This is a genomic window from Micromonospora sp. WMMD987 (assembly GCF_029581435.1).
GTDB classification, from domain to species: domain Bacteria; phylum Actinomycetota; class Actinomycetes; order Mycobacteriales; family Micromonosporaceae; genus Micromonospora; species Micromonospora rifamycinica.
The window spans coordinates 2,268,271-2,283,811 of record NZ_CP120861.1; the positions used below are offsets into that span (position 1 = coordinate 2,268,271).

17 protein-coding genes and 1 tRNA gene are annotated in these 15,541 nt (G+C 72.0%); 13 read left to right on the forward strand and 5 right to left on the reverse strand.

Annotated features, from left to right (window positions below; translation table 11 throughout):
- Positions 1-358 precede the first annotated feature (358 nt).
- From O7612_RS09970 to O7612_RS09995, 6 genes are read left to right on the forward strand one after another with little or no spacing between them, the layout of a single operon-like run.
- Positions 359-1,378 (forward strand): ABC transporter substrate-binding protein, encoded by a 1,020-nt coding sequence (locus tag O7612_RS09970; RefSeq protein ID WP_282272465.1) that lies wholly within the window; start codon positions 359-361, stop codon positions 1,376-1,378.
- Positions 1,375-2,328 (forward strand): ABC transporter ATP-binding protein, encoded by a 954-nt coding sequence (locus O7612_RS09975; RefSeq protein WP_282272467.1) that lies wholly within the window; start codon positions 1,375-1,377, stop codon positions 2,326-2,328. The genes O7612_RS09970 and O7612_RS09975 overlap by 4 nt, the downstream gene beginning before the upstream one ends.
- The gene (locus O7612_RS09980) at positions 2,321-3,184 is read left to right on the forward strand and encodes an ABC transporter permease (RefSeq protein WP_282272469.1); all 864 of its coding nucleotides are present in this window, start codon (positions 2,321-2,323) and stop codon (positions 3,182-3,184) included. The genes O7612_RS09975 and O7612_RS09980 overlap by 8 nt, the downstream gene beginning before the upstream one ends.
- 10 nt (positions 3,185-3,194) lie before the next feature.
- The gene (locus O7612_RS09985; protein ID WP_282272472.1) at positions 3,195-4,532 is read left to right on the forward strand and encodes an LLM class flavin-dependent oxidoreductase; all 1,338 of its coding nucleotides are present in this window, start codon (positions 3,195-3,197) and stop codon (positions 4,530-4,532) included.
- Positions 4,529-5,095, forward strand: a complete 567-nt coding sequence (locus O7612_RS09990; RefSeq protein WP_282272474.1) for a flavin reductase family protein — start codon at positions 4,529-4,531, stop codon at positions 5,093-5,095. Before O7612_RS09985 ends, O7612_RS09990 begins: the two co-directional genes overlap by 4 nt.
- Positions 5,092-5,736 carry a malonic semialdehyde reductase gene (locus O7612_RS09995; RefSeq protein ID WP_282272476.1) on the forward strand — a complete coding sequence of 215 codons (645 nt, stop codon included), beginning with the start codon at positions 5,092-5,094 and terminating at the stop codon, positions 5,734-5,736. The genes O7612_RS09990 and O7612_RS09995 overlap by 4 nt, the downstream gene beginning before the upstream one ends.
- A 2-nt stretch (positions 5,737-5,738) precedes the next feature.
- Here the strand turns inward: O7612_RS09995 and O7612_RS10000 are convergent, their stop codons facing one another.
- Entirely contained in the window at positions 5,739-6,194 is a 456-nt protein-coding gene (locus O7612_RS10000; protein ID WP_348774297.1) for an Rrf2 family transcriptional regulator, read from the reverse strand.
- Positions 6,195-6,201: 7 nt separating this feature from the next.
- Positions 6,202-7,116, reverse strand: coding sequence for an AraC family transcriptional regulator (locus tag O7612_RS10005; protein ID WP_282272479.1), 915 nt, complete (start codon positions 7,114-7,116; stop codon positions 6,202-6,204).
- Between the two features lie 211 nt (positions 7,117-7,327).
- On the opposite strand from O7612_RS10005, the gene O7612_RS10010 reads away from it, so the two are divergent.
- On the forward strand, positions 7,328-8,104 hold the full coding sequence (locus tag O7612_RS10010) for a glucose 1-dehydrogenase (protein WP_282272481.1): 777 nt from the start codon (positions 7,328-7,330) through the stop codon (positions 8,102-8,104).
- A 95-nt stretch (positions 8,105-8,199) separates the two neighbouring features.
- Here O7612_RS10010 and O7612_RS10015 read toward each other — a convergent pair whose 3' ends face one another.
- Positions 8,200-8,631: an SsgA family sporulation/cell division regulator gene (locus O7612_RS10015; RefSeq protein WP_067311359.1), complete on the reverse strand. Its 432-nt coding sequence runs from the start codon at positions 8,629-8,631 to the stop codon at positions 8,200-8,202.
- Between the two features lie 293 nt (positions 8,632-8,924).
- Here O7612_RS10015 and O7612_RS10020 point away from each other — a divergent pair, with 293 nt between their 5' ends.
- On the forward strand, positions 8,925-9,554 hold the full coding sequence (locus O7612_RS10020) for a TIGR02611 family protein (RefSeq protein ID WP_282272487.1): 630 nt from the start codon (positions 8,925-8,927) through the stop codon (positions 9,552-9,554).
- Between the two features lie 55 nt (positions 9,555-9,609).
- Positions 9,610-9,681: transfer RNA gene (locus tag O7612_RS10025), tRNA-Val, on the forward strand.
- Between the two features lie 125 nt (positions 9,682-9,806).
- Here the strand turns inward: O7612_RS10025 and O7612_RS10030 are convergent.
- Positions 9,807-9,989, reverse strand: a complete 183-nt coding sequence (locus O7612_RS10030; RefSeq protein ID WP_282272488.1) for a hypothetical protein — start codon at positions 9,987-9,989, stop codon at positions 9,807-9,809.
- Positions 9,990-10,125: 136 nt separating this feature from the next.
- Between O7612_RS10030 and O7612_RS10035 the strand changes: the two genes are divergently transcribed.
- The 4 genes from O7612_RS10035 (at position 10,126) to O7612_RS10050 (ending at position 14,663) form a co-directional block, all read left to right on the forward strand.
- Entirely contained in the window at positions 10,126-11,322 is a 1,197-nt protein-coding gene (locus tag O7612_RS10035; RefSeq protein ID WP_282273866.1) for a helix-turn-helix transcriptional regulator, read from the forward strand.
- 126 nt (positions 11,323-11,448) lie between these two features.
- Complete coding sequence (locus O7612_RS10040) at positions 11,449-11,817, forward strand: hypothetical protein (protein ID WP_282272489.1); 369 nt, start codon at positions 11,449-11,451, stop codon at positions 11,815-11,817.
- A gap of 420 nt (positions 11,818-12,237) precedes the next feature.
- A complete protein-coding gene (locus tag O7612_RS10045; protein WP_282272490.1) occupies positions 12,238-12,432 on the forward strand; it encodes a DNA-binding protein in 195 nt (64 codons plus the stop codon).
- A gap of 275 nt (positions 12,433-12,707) precedes the next feature.
- Positions 12,708-14,663 carry a hypothetical protein gene (locus tag O7612_RS10050; RefSeq protein ID WP_282272491.1) on the forward strand — a complete coding sequence of 652 codons (1,956 nt, stop codon included), beginning with the start codon at positions 12,708-12,710 and terminating at the stop codon, positions 14,661-14,663.
- Positions 14,664-14,682: 19 nt separating this feature from the next.
- Here O7612_RS10050 and O7612_RS10055 read toward each other — a convergent pair whose 3' ends face one another.
- A complete protein-coding gene (locus O7612_RS10055; protein ID WP_282272493.1) occupies positions 14,683-15,426 on the reverse strand; it encodes a hypothetical protein in 744 nt (247 codons plus the stop codon).
- Between the last annotated feature and the right edge of the window lie 115 nt (positions 15,427-15,541).

The window sequence follows — 15,541 nt, forward strand, 5'->3', positions numbered from 1 at the left end:
AAAGCTACTGAGTCGATAGGTGTTACAGAGTTATAAACGCAGGTGGGAGCGTTGTGGACTGCCGCAAGAGATGAAAGTCCCAGCTTGTGGAAGGACGTTGACCGGGTCGCCCCGCGGCCGGCAGCATGAGGTCATGTCGCAGCGGGACGAGCTCCACCTCACCGCTCGCGTGCACGTCGACCTGGTCCGGCACGCGAGCGCGCTCTGTTGAGCTGACGCCCGTCCGCACCCCGGCACCCTCTTCCCGCACCGCCCACCCGCCGCACCGCCCGGCCCGGCCCACGACGGCCCGACGCCCGCGCTGCGGCGCACCTCCGCGCGCCGCGCGGCCCCTCCGTGCACCGATCAGGAGACCCCCATGTCCCCACTCCGTCGTATCCTCGCCGCCGTCGCGGCCCTGCTCACCCTCACCGCCGCCACCGCCTGCGGCTCCGACGCCGGGGCGGCCGGACAGACCACGACCCTGCGCTACCAGGGCTCCGTCGGCCAGGTCACCCTCCCCGAACTGGCCGCCGACCTCGGCTACCTCGGCGACGTACGGCTCGACTGGATCGGCAACGTCACCGGTGGTCCGGCCGACATCCAGGCCACCGCCACCGGGCAGAGCGACTTCGGCGGGGCGTTCAACGGCGCGATCGTCAAGCTCGTCGCCGCGGGCGCACCGATCACCGCCGTGGTCAGCTACTACGGTTCCGACGCGCAGACCTTCCAGGGCTACTACGTCCTCCAGGACAGCCCGGTCAGAGGTCCCCGCGACCTGATCGGCCGGAAGGTCGGCATGAACACCCTCGGCGCGCACGCCGAGGCGGTGCTCAAGACCTGGCTGGCCCGCGGTGGTCTCACCCCCGCCGAGATCGCCCGGGTCGAGCTGGTCGCGTTGCCCCCGGTCAGCATCGAACAGTCGCTGCGGGCCCGGCAGATCGACGTCGCGGTGCTGGGCGGCGTGATCCGCGACAAGGCCGTCGCCAACGGCGCGGTACGCACCGTCTTCACCGATCACGAACTGCTCGGCGCGTTCAGTGCGGGCGCCTACGTGTTCCGGGACGACTTCCTGCGGCGCAACCCGGACACCGTCCGGGCCTTCGTCGGCGGCGTCGGCCGGGCCGTCGAGTGGGCGCGGACCCAGCCCCGGGAGACCGTGGTCGCCCGGCTCGAACAGATCATCGCCCGGCGTGGCCGCAACGAGGACCCCGCCCTGGTGCGGTACTGGAAGAGCAACGGTGTCGCCGGCCGCGGCGGCGTCATCACCGACCGCGAGTTCACCACCTGGATCGACTGGCTCGCCGACGCCGGTGAACTCAAGGGCGACCGGCCGAAGCCCGGCGACGTCTACACCAACGACTACAACCCGTTCGCCACCGGCGGGGGTGCGGCGTGAGCACCGACAAGGTCCTCTTCGACCGGGTCACCCGGACCTTCGACGTCCGCGCCGGACGGCGTGCGCCCACCGGCGCGGTCACCGCCCTGGACCAGCTCACCCTCGCGGTACGCCCCGGCGAGTTCCTGGTCGTCGTCGGCCCCAGCGGCTGCGGCAAGTCTACCCTGCTCGACCTGCTCGGCGGCCTGTCCCGGCCCACCTCCGGCCGGGTCCTCGTCGACGGTCGGCCGGTGACCGGCCCCGGGCTGGACCGGGGCATCGTCTTCCAGCAGTACGCCCTGCTGCCCTGGCGGACCGCCGCCGGTAACGTCGCCTTCGGACTGGAGGCCAAGGGGGTGCCCCGCGCCGAGCGCGCGGACCTGGTCGCCCACCACCTGGAACTGGTCGGGTTGAGCGGATTCGCCGCCCACTACCCGCACGAGTTGTCCGGTGGCATGAAGCAGCGGGTGGCGATCGCCCGCAGCCTGGCGTACGACCCGGACATCCTGTTGATGGACGAGCCGTTCGCCGCCCTGGACGCGCAGACCCGCGATGCGCTCCAGGACGAGCTGGTGCGGATCTGGCAGGCCACCGGCAAGACCGTCGTCTTCATCACCCACGGCATCGACGAGGCCGTCTACCTCGGTCGCCGGGTCGCCGTGATGACCTCCCGCCCCGGCCGGATCAAGCAGATCGTCGACATCGAACTGGGCGACCGGGGCGCGGTGGACGACGTGCGCTCGTCCGATGCCTTCCGGCACCACCGGCACGAGATCTGGACGTCGTTGCGGGCCGAGGTCCGCGCCGCCCAGTCCACCGAGCGTCGCCCCACCCGGCCCGTCCGGCCCACCCGCCGCCGGTGGCCCGGTCGCCCGGCCGGTCCTGCCCGGGTGCCCGCCGCCGCCCCGCCCACGGGGCCCGCCGCCGTCGGGGCGTCCACCACAGACATCGAGGAGTCCCGCGTTGGTTGACGTCGCCGACCGCCCCACCCGGCTGGTCCCGCCGCCCGCCGTCGTGTCGACGGTGCCCACCGTCGCACGGTCCGGTCCGTTCACCCGGCTCGCCGGCCTCGGCGGACGGGCGCTGCACCGCACCGCCGCGCTGGCGGCGCTGGCCGCGATCTGGGAGACCGCGCCCCGGGTCGGGCTGGTCGACCGGGTCTTCCTGCCGCCGCTGTCGCAGGTGCTGGTCGCCTGGTGGGCGCTGCTGACCAGCGGGCAGCTCGCCGACCACGTCGGTGCCAGCCTGACCCGGTCGTTGTCCGGGCTCGGCCTGGCGGTGCTCACCGCCATCCCGCTCGGTCTGCTGATCGGCTGGTACCGGCCGCTGGCGGAACTGCTCGGTCCGCTGCTGGAGGTGTTCCGCAACACCGCCGCGCTGGCCCTGCTGCCGGTCTTCGTGCTGATCCTCGGGCTGGGGGAGACCTCCAAGATCGCCCTGGTGCTCTACGCCTGCTCCTGGCCGATCCTGCTGAACACCATCGCCGGGGTGAAGGGCGTCGACCCGCTGCTGGTGCGCTCGGCCCGGTCGATGGGCCTGAACCACCTGCGGCTGTTCCAGAAGGTGATCCTGCCGGCGGCCGTGCCCACCGTCTTCACCGGCGTCCGGCTCGCCGGGGCCTACTCGATCCTGGTGCTGGTCGCGGCCGAGATGGTCGGCGCCAAGGCCGGGCTGGGATACCTCGTCAACTACGCCCAGTACAACTTCGCCATCCCCGACATGTACGCCGGGATCGTCACCATCTCCGCCATCGGGCTGGTCGTGAACCAGCTCCTCGTCGTCGTCGAACGCCGCTTCTCCACCTGGCGCGTCGACGTCACCTCCTGAGAGGACCAGCATGCCCCGCACCCTGCACCTCAACGCCTTCCTGCTCGGCGTCGGCCACCACGAGGCGGCCTGGCGGCACCCACGCACCGACCCGCGTCGGGTCACCGACCTGCGGCACTTCCAGGAGCTGGCCCGTACCGCCGAGCGCGGCACCCTCGACTCGGTCTTCCTCGCCGACTCGCTGGCCGTCGGCCCGGCCGTGCGGCACAACATCCAGGCCGTCTTCGAACCGTTGACCCTGCTCGCCGCCCTGGCCGCCGTCACCACCCATGTCGGCCTGATCGCCACCGTCTCCACCAGTTACCACGAGCCGTTCAACATCGCCCGCAAGTTCGCCTCGCTGGACCACCTCAGCGGCGGCCGGGCCGGCTGGAACATCGTCACCTCCGCCCAGGCCCGGGAGGCCTGGAACTTCAACCTGGACGACCACCCGGCGCACGCCGACCGGTACCGGCGGGCCGCCGAGTTCGTCGAGGTGACGGTGAAGCTCTGGGACAGCTGGGAGGACGACGCCCTGGTGCTGGACCCGGCCGCCGGGATCTTCGCCGACACCGACCGGGTGCACGAGATCGACCACTCCGGGGAACGGTTCCGGGTACGCGGCCCGCTGAACACCCCGCGCCCACCCCAGGGCCGCCCCCTGCTGGTGCAGGCCGGCTCCTCCCCGGACGGGGTCACCTTCGCCGGCCGGTACGCCGAGGCGGTCTTCACCGCCCAACAGACCCTCGACGATGGGCAGCGCTTCTACGCGGCGTTGAAGCAGGCGGCGGTCGCCGCCGGCCGTGACCCGGACCTGGTGAAGGTGCTGCCCGGGATCGCCCCGGTGCTCGGCGGCACCGAGGCCGAGGCGCGGGCGCTCGCCGACGAACTGGAGGAGCTGATCGTCCCCGAGCACGCCCTCGCGCAACTGTCCGGCATGACCGGCGTCGACCTCACCGGCCTGCCGCTGGACGGTCCGCTGCCGGAGCTGCCCGACGCGACCACCGTGCAGTCGCACCAGAGCCGCTACCAGCTCGTCGTCGACCTGGCCCGGCGGGAGCGGCTGACCGTCCGGCAGCTGATCGGCCGGCTGGGCGGCGGACGCGGACACCGCGTGGTGGCCGGTACCCCCGAGCAGGTCGCCGACCAGATCGAACTGTGGTTCACCGAGGGCGCGGCCGACGGCTTCAACGTGATGCCGCCCCTGCTGCCCAGCGGGCTGGACGACTTCGTCGACCACGTGGTGCCGCTGCTGCGCGCCCGGGGCCTGTTCCGCCACGAGTACACCGGCCGGACGCTGCGCGAGCACTACGGCCTGCCCCGGCCGGTCTCCCGGTACGCCGGCGACCGGGAGCTGGTGACCGCATGACCACCCTGTCGCCCGTCGACCCCGACCTGTTCCGCAGCCTGCTGCGCCGGCAGGCCAGCACGGTCACCGTGGTCACCGCCGTGGCCGGCCGCCCCGAGCCGACCGGTCCCGGCCGGGACGCCGGTCCGACCCGCCCCGGCCGGGACGCCGGTCCGGCCCGGGCCGGCTTCACCGCCACCTCGTTCACCTCGGTGTCGCTGACCCCGCCGCTGGTGTCGTTCTGCCTCGGCGTCACCTCGTCGAGCTGGCCGGTGGTGGACCGCGCCGAGCACGTCGCCGTCCACCTGCTCGGCGCCGACCAGACCGAGGTGGCCCGGGTCTTCGCCACCAGCGGCATCGACCGGTTCGCCGCGCACCGGGCCTGGACGCCCGGCCCGTTCGGGGTGCCGCTGCTCGACGGGGTGCTGGCCCGGCTGCTGTGCCGGGTGGTGCACCGGGTGCCGGCCGGCGACCATGTCCTGGTCATCGCCGAACCGCTCGCCCTCGGTCCCGGGCCCGACGGCGACCCGCTGGTGTACCACCGGGGCGACTACACCACCGCGCACACCCGGGTGCCGGTGTGACCGGCGCGACGGGCGCACCCGCCGCCGGTCGGGCGGACCGGGCCGGGGCGTCCCCGCTCGCCCTCGACCCGGCCGCCCAGGACCTGCTGTTCCGGGCGGCCCGCACGGCCAACACGTTCACCGCCGAACCGGTGGACGACGCGCAGGTCGCCGCGATCCACGAGCTGATCCGGTACGGCCCGACCGCGCTCAACGGTCAACCGTTGCGGGTGCTGCTGCTGCGTTCGACGGCGGCCCGCAACCGGCTGCTGCCGTACCTGTCGAGCGGCAACCGGGCCAAGACGGCCGCCGCGCCGCTGGTGGCGGTGCTCGCCGCCGACGTCGACTTCCACGAGCGGCTGCCGGAGCTGTTCCCGCACCAGCCGCAGGCGCGGCAGTGGCTGGCCGACCGGACGGAGCGGGTGGCCCAGGCCCGGTTCAACGCCACCCTCCAGATCGGCTACCTGCTGATCGGGGTACGCGCCGCCGGCCTGGCCGCCGGACCGATGGCCGGCTTCGACGCGGCCGGCGTGCAGCGGGAGTTCTTCCCTGACGGACGACACGAGGTGCTGCTGCTGGTGAACATCGGCCGCCCCGGGCCGGACGCCTGGCGGGAACGGTTGCCCCGGCTCAGCGCCGGGGAGGTGATCTCGACCCGGTGACCTCAGCGCGGCTCCCACGCGTCGGGCAGGGTGGTCAGTCTCCGCACGTGCATCGGGAGCCGGCCGCTGACCACCTCGGCGAGGGTCACCTCGTCCAGCACCTGTCGGACGGCGGCGCGGACGGCCACCCAGAGCCGGGGGAGGTTCTCCGCCGAGCCCTCGTACCGGGTCTCCTCGGGACGCAGCCCGCGTACCCCGGCCAGCGGACCCTCGACGGCGCGCAGGATCGCCCCGACGGTGACCTCGCGCGGCGACCGGGCCAGCGTGTATCCGCCCTCGGCGCCGCGCTGGGCGCGGACCACGCCGGCCCGGCGCAGGTCGGCCAGGACGGCTTCGAGGAACTTGCGCGGCATGTCCTGCTCGCTGGCGATCGATTGGGTGGAGAGCAGGGAGGGGTAGGCGGTGGCCAGGCTCAGGGCCGCTCGGACCGCATAGTCGCCGCGCGCGGAGATCTGCACCATGCCATCATGCCTGCCCGTCGGGGGTGACGGGGTCGGCGGGTCGCCGTGGCCGGGCGATCCGTGCCGGTGGACGGTCCCGGGCGGCCCGGAACGCCCCCGGGCTCACCCCCACCTCACGGGTGAAGAACCGGCCGAAGTTCGTCGGCTCGGGAAAGCCGAGCTGGCGACCGATCCGGGCGACCGGCTCGTCGGTGGCGGCGAGCAACCGGCGGGCCTGGAGCGCGACCCGCTCGTCCACCACCTGCTTGGCGCTGCGCCCGGTCACCGCCAGACAGGCCCTGGTCAGGGTACGCACCGAGCAGCCCAACCGGGCCGCGTAGTCCTCGACCCGGCGGGTGTACGGGTAACCCGCCTCCACCTCCTGGCGGAACCGGTGGAAGGTGACCAGCTCGGTGCGCTGCGGGCCGGTGGCGTCGGTCGTCCGCCCGGGGTCCGGGGCGGCGGGCAGCAGGGCGAGCCGGATGAGCAGCACCGCGAGCTGGTGCCGGAGCAGGGCGTGGGCGGCCGGGTCGTCCCGGTGCCGGCGGTGGTCCACCACCAGTTGGGAGACCTCGTTGATGACCGCGTCCTCGTCCTCGCCGACGAGTTGGTGGTGCTGGGGGACCGCGGCGGGATCGACGTCCAGGCCGCGCAGCGCGTCGGCCCGCCAGCGGACCACGATCGCGTCGAGTCGGGTGGGGGAGCGCAGCACCTGCCCGGGGGTGGCCCGCAGCAGGGTGCCGGCCCGGCACGGCAGCGCGCGGAAGTCCAGCTCGGCGATGCCGTGTCCGCCGGTGACCAGGACGAGCAGGTCGGCGTCGAGCAGGACCGGCCGGGGTGGACCCGTGCCCGGGGTGAGGTCGCCCAGCTCCAGGATGTCGATCTCGGGGCGGGGCAGGTCGGGACGGGTTACCGGGGAGAGCTGACCGGAAGGGACCATCGTCTTCGACCGTAACCGGGGAGGGCCGTGGTCGCATCCCGGCGACGGGACCGCGCCGCGTGGCCGGCCGGTGGGCGCATCCCCGGCATCGCGGGCACGGTCGGTGGTGGTCCGGCCGGTGTCGGCGGGGTCGACCGCCGTGGCTTGTCCGGCCGTCGGGGCCGGGCTATGTTACCGGTCGGTAAGAAAAGCGACGCGCGATGGGGTGCCCATGACGGATCTGTTCTCGGTCGACGGTAAGACGGTGCTGGTCACCGGCGGCTCCCGGGGGATCGGGCTGATGATCGCCCGAGGCTTCGTCCGGGCCGGGGCCGAAGTGGTCATCTCGTCCCGCAAGGCCGACGTCTGCGCGGCGGTGGCCGAGGAGCTGTCCGCCGAGGGGCGCTGCGTGGCGATCCCGGCCGACCTCGGCGACGACGCGGGCGCCGAGGGGCTCGCCGCCGCCGTCCGCGAGCGGTACGAACGGCTCGACGTGCTGGTCAACAACGCGGGCGCGACCTGGGGCGCACCCCTGGAGTCGTACCCGGGTGGCGCGTTCGACAAGCTCTGGGCGGTCAACGTGAAGGCGGTGTTCCGGCTCACCACCGCCCTGCTGCCGGTGCTGCGCGCCGCGGCGGGCGACGACGACCCGGCCCGCGTGATCAACATCGGCTCGATCGACGGTCTCCGGGTGCCGACGATGGAGGTATATGCCTACTCCGCCACCAAGGCGGCCGTGCACATGCTCACCCGCAGCCTCGCCCACCAGCTCGCCGACGAGCGGATCACGGTCAACGCGATCGCCCCTGGCCCGTTCGAGAGCAAGATGATGGCCTTCGCCCTCGACGACCCGGCGTCCCGGGCGGCGATCGCCCGGCAGGTGCCGCTCGGTCGGATCGGCCGCCCCGAGGACATGGCCGGTACGGCGATCTACCTGGCGTCGCGGGCCGGGGCGTACCTGACCGGCGCGGTGATCCCGGTGGACGGCGGCATCACCACGCACGGCTGACCGGGGTGCCCGGCGGGTGGCCGGCGTACCCGGGCGGTGGACGGCCGGAGCCGCGCGGACTCGGCAGATCCGCGCGGCTCCGGTGGGGCTGCTGGTCAGCGGCCGGCGAGCAGCCGGCTCACCGCCGTGTCGACGTCCAGGTGCTCGGCCTCCCGACCGCGCGGGACGACGACGTAGGTCCGGCGCAGGAAGCGCACCAGCACGCTGCGCGGGACCTCGAACAGGGCGTTACCGTCGGGCGACGACAGGGCCAGCGCGACGAAGTCGCCGCGCGGGGTGGCCCAGGGCCAGACCCGCACGTCGCCGATGCCGGCCGGCTCGTCGAGGCCGGTGACCAGCAGTTCGCGGGCGAAGGACCAGCTCACCGCCTCGCCGCCGGCCGATTCGGCGTGGAACAGGACATGGACCGCATACGGGTCAGCAGGGTCGTAACGCAGACTGGCACGCACCGGCAAGGCGGTGGCGTCAGGCGCGACGAGCCTTAGTGACGTCTCGACCTCTACGGTCGTCGGTCGGATGACACTCATGGACGTTCTCCCCCCGGCACCGCTGCGGAACGCGCGTGTCCCGCTTTTCCCATACTCAGGTGCTACTGCTGGCTACGCTCCGCCATACGCTGACTTCACCCAGTGGTGGGAAGGGGGTCCGAATCGCTGCGAGAATGTGAGGATTCTTGTAGGATTTCCGGTTCTGCCCAGTCGGGAGCCCGTCCGAAGTCGGGTGGTTCAGTCGTCGACTTACTCCGGTAACGTCCAGTGGTCTGCGCAAGTGACGGGCCGGGACGACACTGGGGGGTGAAATGGCCACGAAGCGTTCCTCAATGGATGCGGTGAGTACGGTCGGGTCACCGAAAGTAGGGGCTCGGGCAGCCAAAAGGCGGGGTGACGGGGTGCCGATCAAGCCACCGGACCGAGACGGTCGGACAACGTCCGACGCCGGTCGTGCCGGACGTCCCTCCCGGACGTCCCGGGGCCGGTCCCGCCCGGCCACCAACGGACGCGCCCGAGGTGGCGGTGCAGGCCGGTCCGGGCGCACCGCGCTGGCCGCCCGCCCCGCCGGCTGGCGCTGGCGGCTGCGCACCACCCTCGACCTGATCCGGGCCAACCCCACCGGCCGGGTCGCTCTCAAGATCTTCATCGCCGTCGCCGGTGCGCTCGTGGTGACCGTCGGCATCGCCCTCATTCCGCTCCCCGGCCCCGGCTGGCTGATCGTCATCGCCGGCCTCGCCATCTGGGCCGTCGAATTCCACTGGGCCCGCCGCCTGCTCGGCTTCACCCGCCGGCACGTCCACGCCTGGACCCGGTGGGCCACCACCCGCTCACTGGCCGTGCGGTTCCTGCTCGGCTCCGCCGGCCTGGTCTTCGTCGCCGTGGTGCTCTGGCTCTCGCTCAAGTACAGCCTCGGCATCGACCTGGTCGCCCAACTGCTGCGTTACCTCGCCACCACCTGACCCACCCCCGGGTTTTTGGCTCCGTCGCGCGATCGGGTAGAGTCAACGGCGCTGAGGGCGATTAGCTCAGTGGGAGAGCGCTTCGTTCACACCGAAGAGGTCGCTGGTTCGATACCAGCATCGCCCACCCTCGATATAGCAAGCTCAAGGCCCCTCGATTGAGGGGCCTTGAGTCGTCTCTGTCGATCACTACCGATCGGGAGGCAGCGAGAAGGCGGGTGCCGTGCCTCCCTTCTGTGCAACGGCAGTCGCTCAGCTCGCTGTCAGCGGGTCTGAGGCGTACCCCTGCTCCACGCACAGTGTCGCCTCGGGGTAGTGGGCGAGCACCTTCGCGCCGTCGCGCTGCGGGTCGGCCAGGCCCACCGTGACGCATCGGCCGAAGGCGGTGCCGCGGGCGGCGCGCACGGAGAGCAGCGCGGCCAGGCGACGGTGCATGGTCGGACCTCCAGTGGTACGGCGGACTGCGCCATTCGGGAACGACGGGTACAACGATCCGGCCGCTGGTCGGGGTACCGTCCGACGAGGTGGTGACCGGGCCAGGTCGGCTGGCCCCGTGAGCTTGGAGCGGCGCATGGTCTCGTCCGTCGACCCGCGCTTCGGCGTAGCTCTGCGTGAGTTTCGGGAGCGGCGTGGTCTGTCGCTTCGTTCCCTGGGGCAGCGTGCTCATCGGAGTAAGAGCCATCTGCACGAGTTGGAGGCGGGTCTCAAGGCTCCGACGGTCGACACGGCTTGTCACCTGGATCGGGTTCTCGACGCGGGGGGCGCACTCGCGCGGTTGGTGGATGCGCCGATCGACCATGCGGCCGAGGCCGGCGAGCTGAGGGCCAGAGTCGCCGCCAGTGATGTGAGCGCGGACGTGCTCGACCGGATCGAGCAGGGCGTTGACGATCTCGCCAGCGCCTACCCGACGACGACACCGGCGGATCTCCTGCCGTTGGTGCGGCGGCACCTTTCCTATGTGGGGAGGTTGTTGGAGGGGCGGGTGACGCTCGCGCAACGGCGGCGGTTGTTGGTTGCCGGTGGCTGGTTGGCGGTGCTGCGGGCGACGGTTCACATCGACCTGCGGCAACGGACTGCTGCGGTCGCCCACCTGCGAGCCGCTCGTGACCTTGCCGAACATGCTGAACACGGCGAGATCCAGGCGTGGTGCCTCGAAACCCGGGCCTGGGATGTGCTGACCCAAGGTGACTACCAGAGGGCACTCGATCTCTCCCGTCATGCGCAGCGGGTCGCTCCGAAGGGGAGTTCCGCCCGCATTCAGGCGACTGCTCAGGAGGCCCGCGCGTGGGCGCGGATCGGCGATGTCGGTGCGACCCGCCGCGCGTTGGACCGAGTGGAGCGGCTGACGGCGAATCTGCCCGTTCCCGAGCGGGCCGAGCACCACTATCGCTACGACCCGGCCAAGGCTGCCGCGTACGCGGCCACGACGTTGGCGTGGGCGGGTGACCCTGGTGCCGAGCAGGTGGCGCGGGCGGTGTTGGTCGATCTGGACCCGTACGGCGATGGGGGAGCGCGGCCCCGCCGGTCCGCTTCGGCCCGCCTCGACCTCGGTCTCGCCCTGGTCGCCGCCGGCCAGCCGGACGAGGCGGTTGTCCTGGGCGTACAGGCGGTGGCGTCCGGACGGGTGGTGCCGTCGAACTGGTGGCGTGCTGCGGAACTGCTGGCGAAGGTGGAGCAGTCGGGAGTGCCGGAGGCAGTGACACTGCGTGATGTGTGCACCGAGTTCGCACCGGGACGGCGACCATCAGCGGACAGCACACCCGGTTAGCGGACGCTCACCCTCTGGATCGGCGGCCGGCGGAGCATGAGGCTGAGGCTCACTGAAGCCGGGCACGGAACGAGGAACACCAGTGGGGTGCTGCCCTCCATGCCCTGAGGAGGGAGGGCCAGCCCCATGGCGGTGAACAGCGGACTCCTGAGACGAATTGTCGGCCGGTGCTTTTCGTCGTCGCCGGTTGTCTCCGGGGTCGGAGAACGCATCCAGGCAGTGGAGCAGGAGGCCGCCCGACGACGGCTGTTGGACCTCGCGCACGGCATGCCACCGCACCCGGCAACGGGCAGAAATGCCATCTCGTCGAAGCGGCGCGTTCCGTACGACGGGTATCTGTCGGCCGCGGCGCTGACCCTCGCGCGCCGGCATCGACAGGTGTGGTCGTGGCGCACGTGGAGCCGGCTGTGCCGGTGCGGGGCCGACCTGCCCTGCCACGCCCGACACCGGCTTCCGATCAGCCGTGGGCACTGGCCGACCGAGGAGGAGCAGTGACCAGTCATGGCCCGGTGCCGCCGGGCTGGAGTTGCGGTGGATGCGACCGGCCCTGGCCGTGTCCCACCCGGCGGCAGGAGCTGCGTGCGGAGTACGCCGACGCGCCGGTGTCGCTGGCCCTCCACCTCGGGGCCTGCTTCGTCCGGGCGGCCGAGGACATGCCCTGGGCACCGGCCGGCCCCCTGTACCGCCACTTCGTCGGCTGGACCAGACAGTCGTCGGAGGCGCGACACCGAAGTGCGACCACCCTTCCGGCCGCACCCGACCGGCACCGGCGCCGCCAGGCCGGATGACACCCGATCCGACCGGCCGGGAGTCCACTGTCCGCTGACCGGCCGGCGACCACAGTCGCCTTCCGGCCGCGTGACACGTTCACGTCGGTGGGCGCGGGTGCGGCGGCGGGTGCGTAGGGTCGGCGGCGTGAACTCCTCCCTCGACGCCCTGCCGAAGATCGGTGCGCCGGCAACGCGTTCGCTGACCGGAGCCGGCTATCCGACGTTGCGCGACCTCGCGGGCGTGCCGCGCGCCGAGCTGGCCGCACTGCACGGGGTGGGGCCGAGAGCGCTCGGGATCATTCAGAGCGCACTGGAGCAGCACGATCTCAGTTGCGGGTAGGGGTGCGGAGGGGAAGTGTGCGACGCCACCAGCCGGTCCGGTCCGGAGACCTCCGGCCGGCCGGACCGATGGCCTCGCTTTACGCGCTGCGACGGTCGTGGCACGCTTCGTGGAGCGGATACGTGCGGTTTCAGTGCGGCGGAAGGGTAGGTCGACGGGGCTCGATGGCGAACATGTGGCGACGTAGGGCGGCGAATCCACTACTCCTCTGGCTGGTGTTGGGCGCCGTTCTCGCGGGCGCGTGGAAAGTGTTCGGTAGCTCCACCCTGCTGACGGTGCTGACGGTCCTGTCCACGGTGGCCGCGCTGCTGCCGTTGTTCAAGGAAATCCGGTCTGACCGCGACATCGTGAGCACCCCGGAGCAGGTCGACCAGGCCGTGCGGGTGCTCGCCATCGAGGTGCGCAAGCAGTGGGACGAGGAGTCTCGTCGGCGTCAGCTCCAGGAGACGCGGCAGATGCCGGTCCGCTGGGAGGTGACGGATCGGCCGAAAGCCCAGTCACCGCTGCCGTCCACCGGGGAGCTGCCGCGGCTGATCGACGAGTTCGTGGGGCAGCCCCGCGCCATGGTGGTCATCGGCGAACCAGGTTCGGGTAAGACGGGCCTGTGCGTCATTCTCGCCCTCGACCTGCTGAAGGAAGCAGCCGAACGAGTTCCGCTGCTGTTGCAGATCGCCTCCTGGGATCCGGCGGAGAACCTCGACAACTGGATGGTCCGGAGACTGGTGGAGGATTATCCGTTCCTGGGTAGCGAGGCACGGTTCGGCTCCACCGCCGGCAGCGAGATCGTCACCCAGCGCCTGGTGTTGCCGATCCTGGACGGCCTGGACGAGATGGCACCGGCGCTGCGGTCCGTCGCGCTGCGGGCGCTCCACAGCGACTGGTCCGACCAGCCTTTCGTGTTGACCTGCCGTACGGAGGAGTTCCTGACTGCCAACGAACAGAACCTGCTCACGGGTCTGCTGGTCGTCCGTCTTCGACCGCTGGAGCCCCAGGCGGCGGCGAACTTCCTGCTCGACGCCAGCGCCGATCAGCGGTTGGAGGAGTGGGAGCCGGTCCTGGCCGACCTGGTCGCCCATCCGTCGAACGACCTGGCGCGGACCCTGACCAATCCGCTGATGCTCGCGCTCGCACGTACCGTCTACGAGGCTGAGGACGTGTCGCCGGGTGAGCTGCTCGACAGGGAGCGGTTTCCCCGGCAGCACGACGTCGAGGAGTATCTCCTGGACCGGTTCGTTCCCACGGTGTTCCGTATCCGCCCGTACCGTGGGGTGCCGAATCCGGCCCGGGTCTCCCGTCGGTGGGATCCCGCGGTCGCCCAGCAGGCGTTGGTCTTCCTGGCCATGCATCTCCAGACCCTGGGGACTCGTGACCTCGCCTGGTGGCAGCTCACCCGTGCGGTGCCCCGTCCGGTCCCGCAGGTCGTACGGGTCACGGTGGGCACGCTGGGGTGCGGCCTGCTGGGTTGGGTGATGTTCGGGTTGTTCGGCCGGCCCTACCTGGGAGCGGCCTTCGGACTGGGGGTGGGCTTCCTCGCCGCGCTTCCGTTGGGAAGGTTGCGGGACAAGCGGCCGCGGCGGTTCGTACCTCGGATGCTCCGCCGCGCGGATCTGGCTCCGGAGTTTCTGGTTCGGGACATCGGCTTCGGTGTGGTGGGCGCGCTGGTCGGTGGTCTGATCGTCGGTCTGCTGTTCAGCGCCGGATACGGGGTGTTGATCGGTCTGTTCTTCGGCCTGGTGTTCGGAATGGTGCGACGGTTCACCGAGCCGACCGAGACGAAGGAACCGGCCAGTCCGGGCAACGTGTTGCGCGGCGACCGCAGCACCGTGCTGTACGGGACCGTCCTGGGGGCGACGGCGGGTGGGTTGGTCGGCGGCTTCATGGGGGGCGTCGTCGGGGCCGAACAGTACGGGTTGATCTATCACCTGACCCCGGTGATGGAGGGACTCCTCGGTGCCTCGGTGGGGCTGCTGCTCGGGGCTGCCGGCCTCGGAATGATGGTCTACGCCACCAGCGCGTGGGCTCAGCTCGTGTTGGCGCGGATCTGGCTGGCGTGGCGTGGCCGAACGCCGCTACGGCTGATGACGTTTCTTGCCGACGCGCACAAGCTCGGCGTGCTGCGCCAGGTGGGGCCGTTCTACCAGTTCCGGCACGGGCTGCTCCAGGACCGTCTGGGGCGGCCGGTACCGGGGCCGGTGGAAGCGCCGGAGGCGGAGCCGGCGGTTCGCGGGTGACGGTCGGGCGGGGCGGGGATCACGTCGCCCGCGCCGTGGTGAGTTGCACCGGCCCGCTGAGGGACCAGTGCGCCACCCGACCGGGCCACCGGTCGCCCGACCCGGTGTCGCCCACGACCGCGACGTAGCGGGCCTGCGGAAACCGGATGCGTGCCCAGGTGATGGGTATGTCCACCGGGCGGATCTGCAGGTCGGTCAGGCGTCTCCGCACGCTGTCGCTGCCGCGACCGGCGCCGTCGCTGCCCCAGTAGCCGAACTCGATCCGCGCCTGCGGGGAGACGTCGGCACCACGGTCGGCCTGCTGGTGAAGCAGCCAGGCCACGTCGGCGGGGTCGGTCAGATCCACCGTGCGGACGGCGGACCGGGTCTCTTCGACGGTCACCTGTACCCGGAGCGCGACCACCTCGAAGGGGTGTCGCCGTAGCAGCTGTGACAGGGCCTCGAGCCAACTCCGCTCGAAGGCCTGTTGCCGCCGCTCGAAGATCACCAGCGCGACGGCACGCGTGAGCGTGTAGCCGATCATCGCGACAGCGGTCCAGGTCGCCAGAACGTGGTCGACCAGCAGACGATCGGCGATCACGGCGAGCGAGGCGGCCACCAGCCAGCCCAGGGTGACGTTACGGGCGTGGGCGAAGGACGACCGGTGGGAGCCGACGGTGAACCGCCGCAGGAGCGCGGCCGGCCAGCCCAGTGGTGCCGGGGGTATCGGGACACCCGGCTGTACGCTGCCCGACTCGGTCAGCATCCCCTCTGCTGTCCTCACCGCCTGCCGCCTCTCGCCGGCACCCCTGCCCGCGCTGCCATCGTGCTCCTCGGCCGCGATGACCACGCGGACCGCTCGCTTCCCGGGTCCACCGTCGGGGAGCGATCGGCTCTCT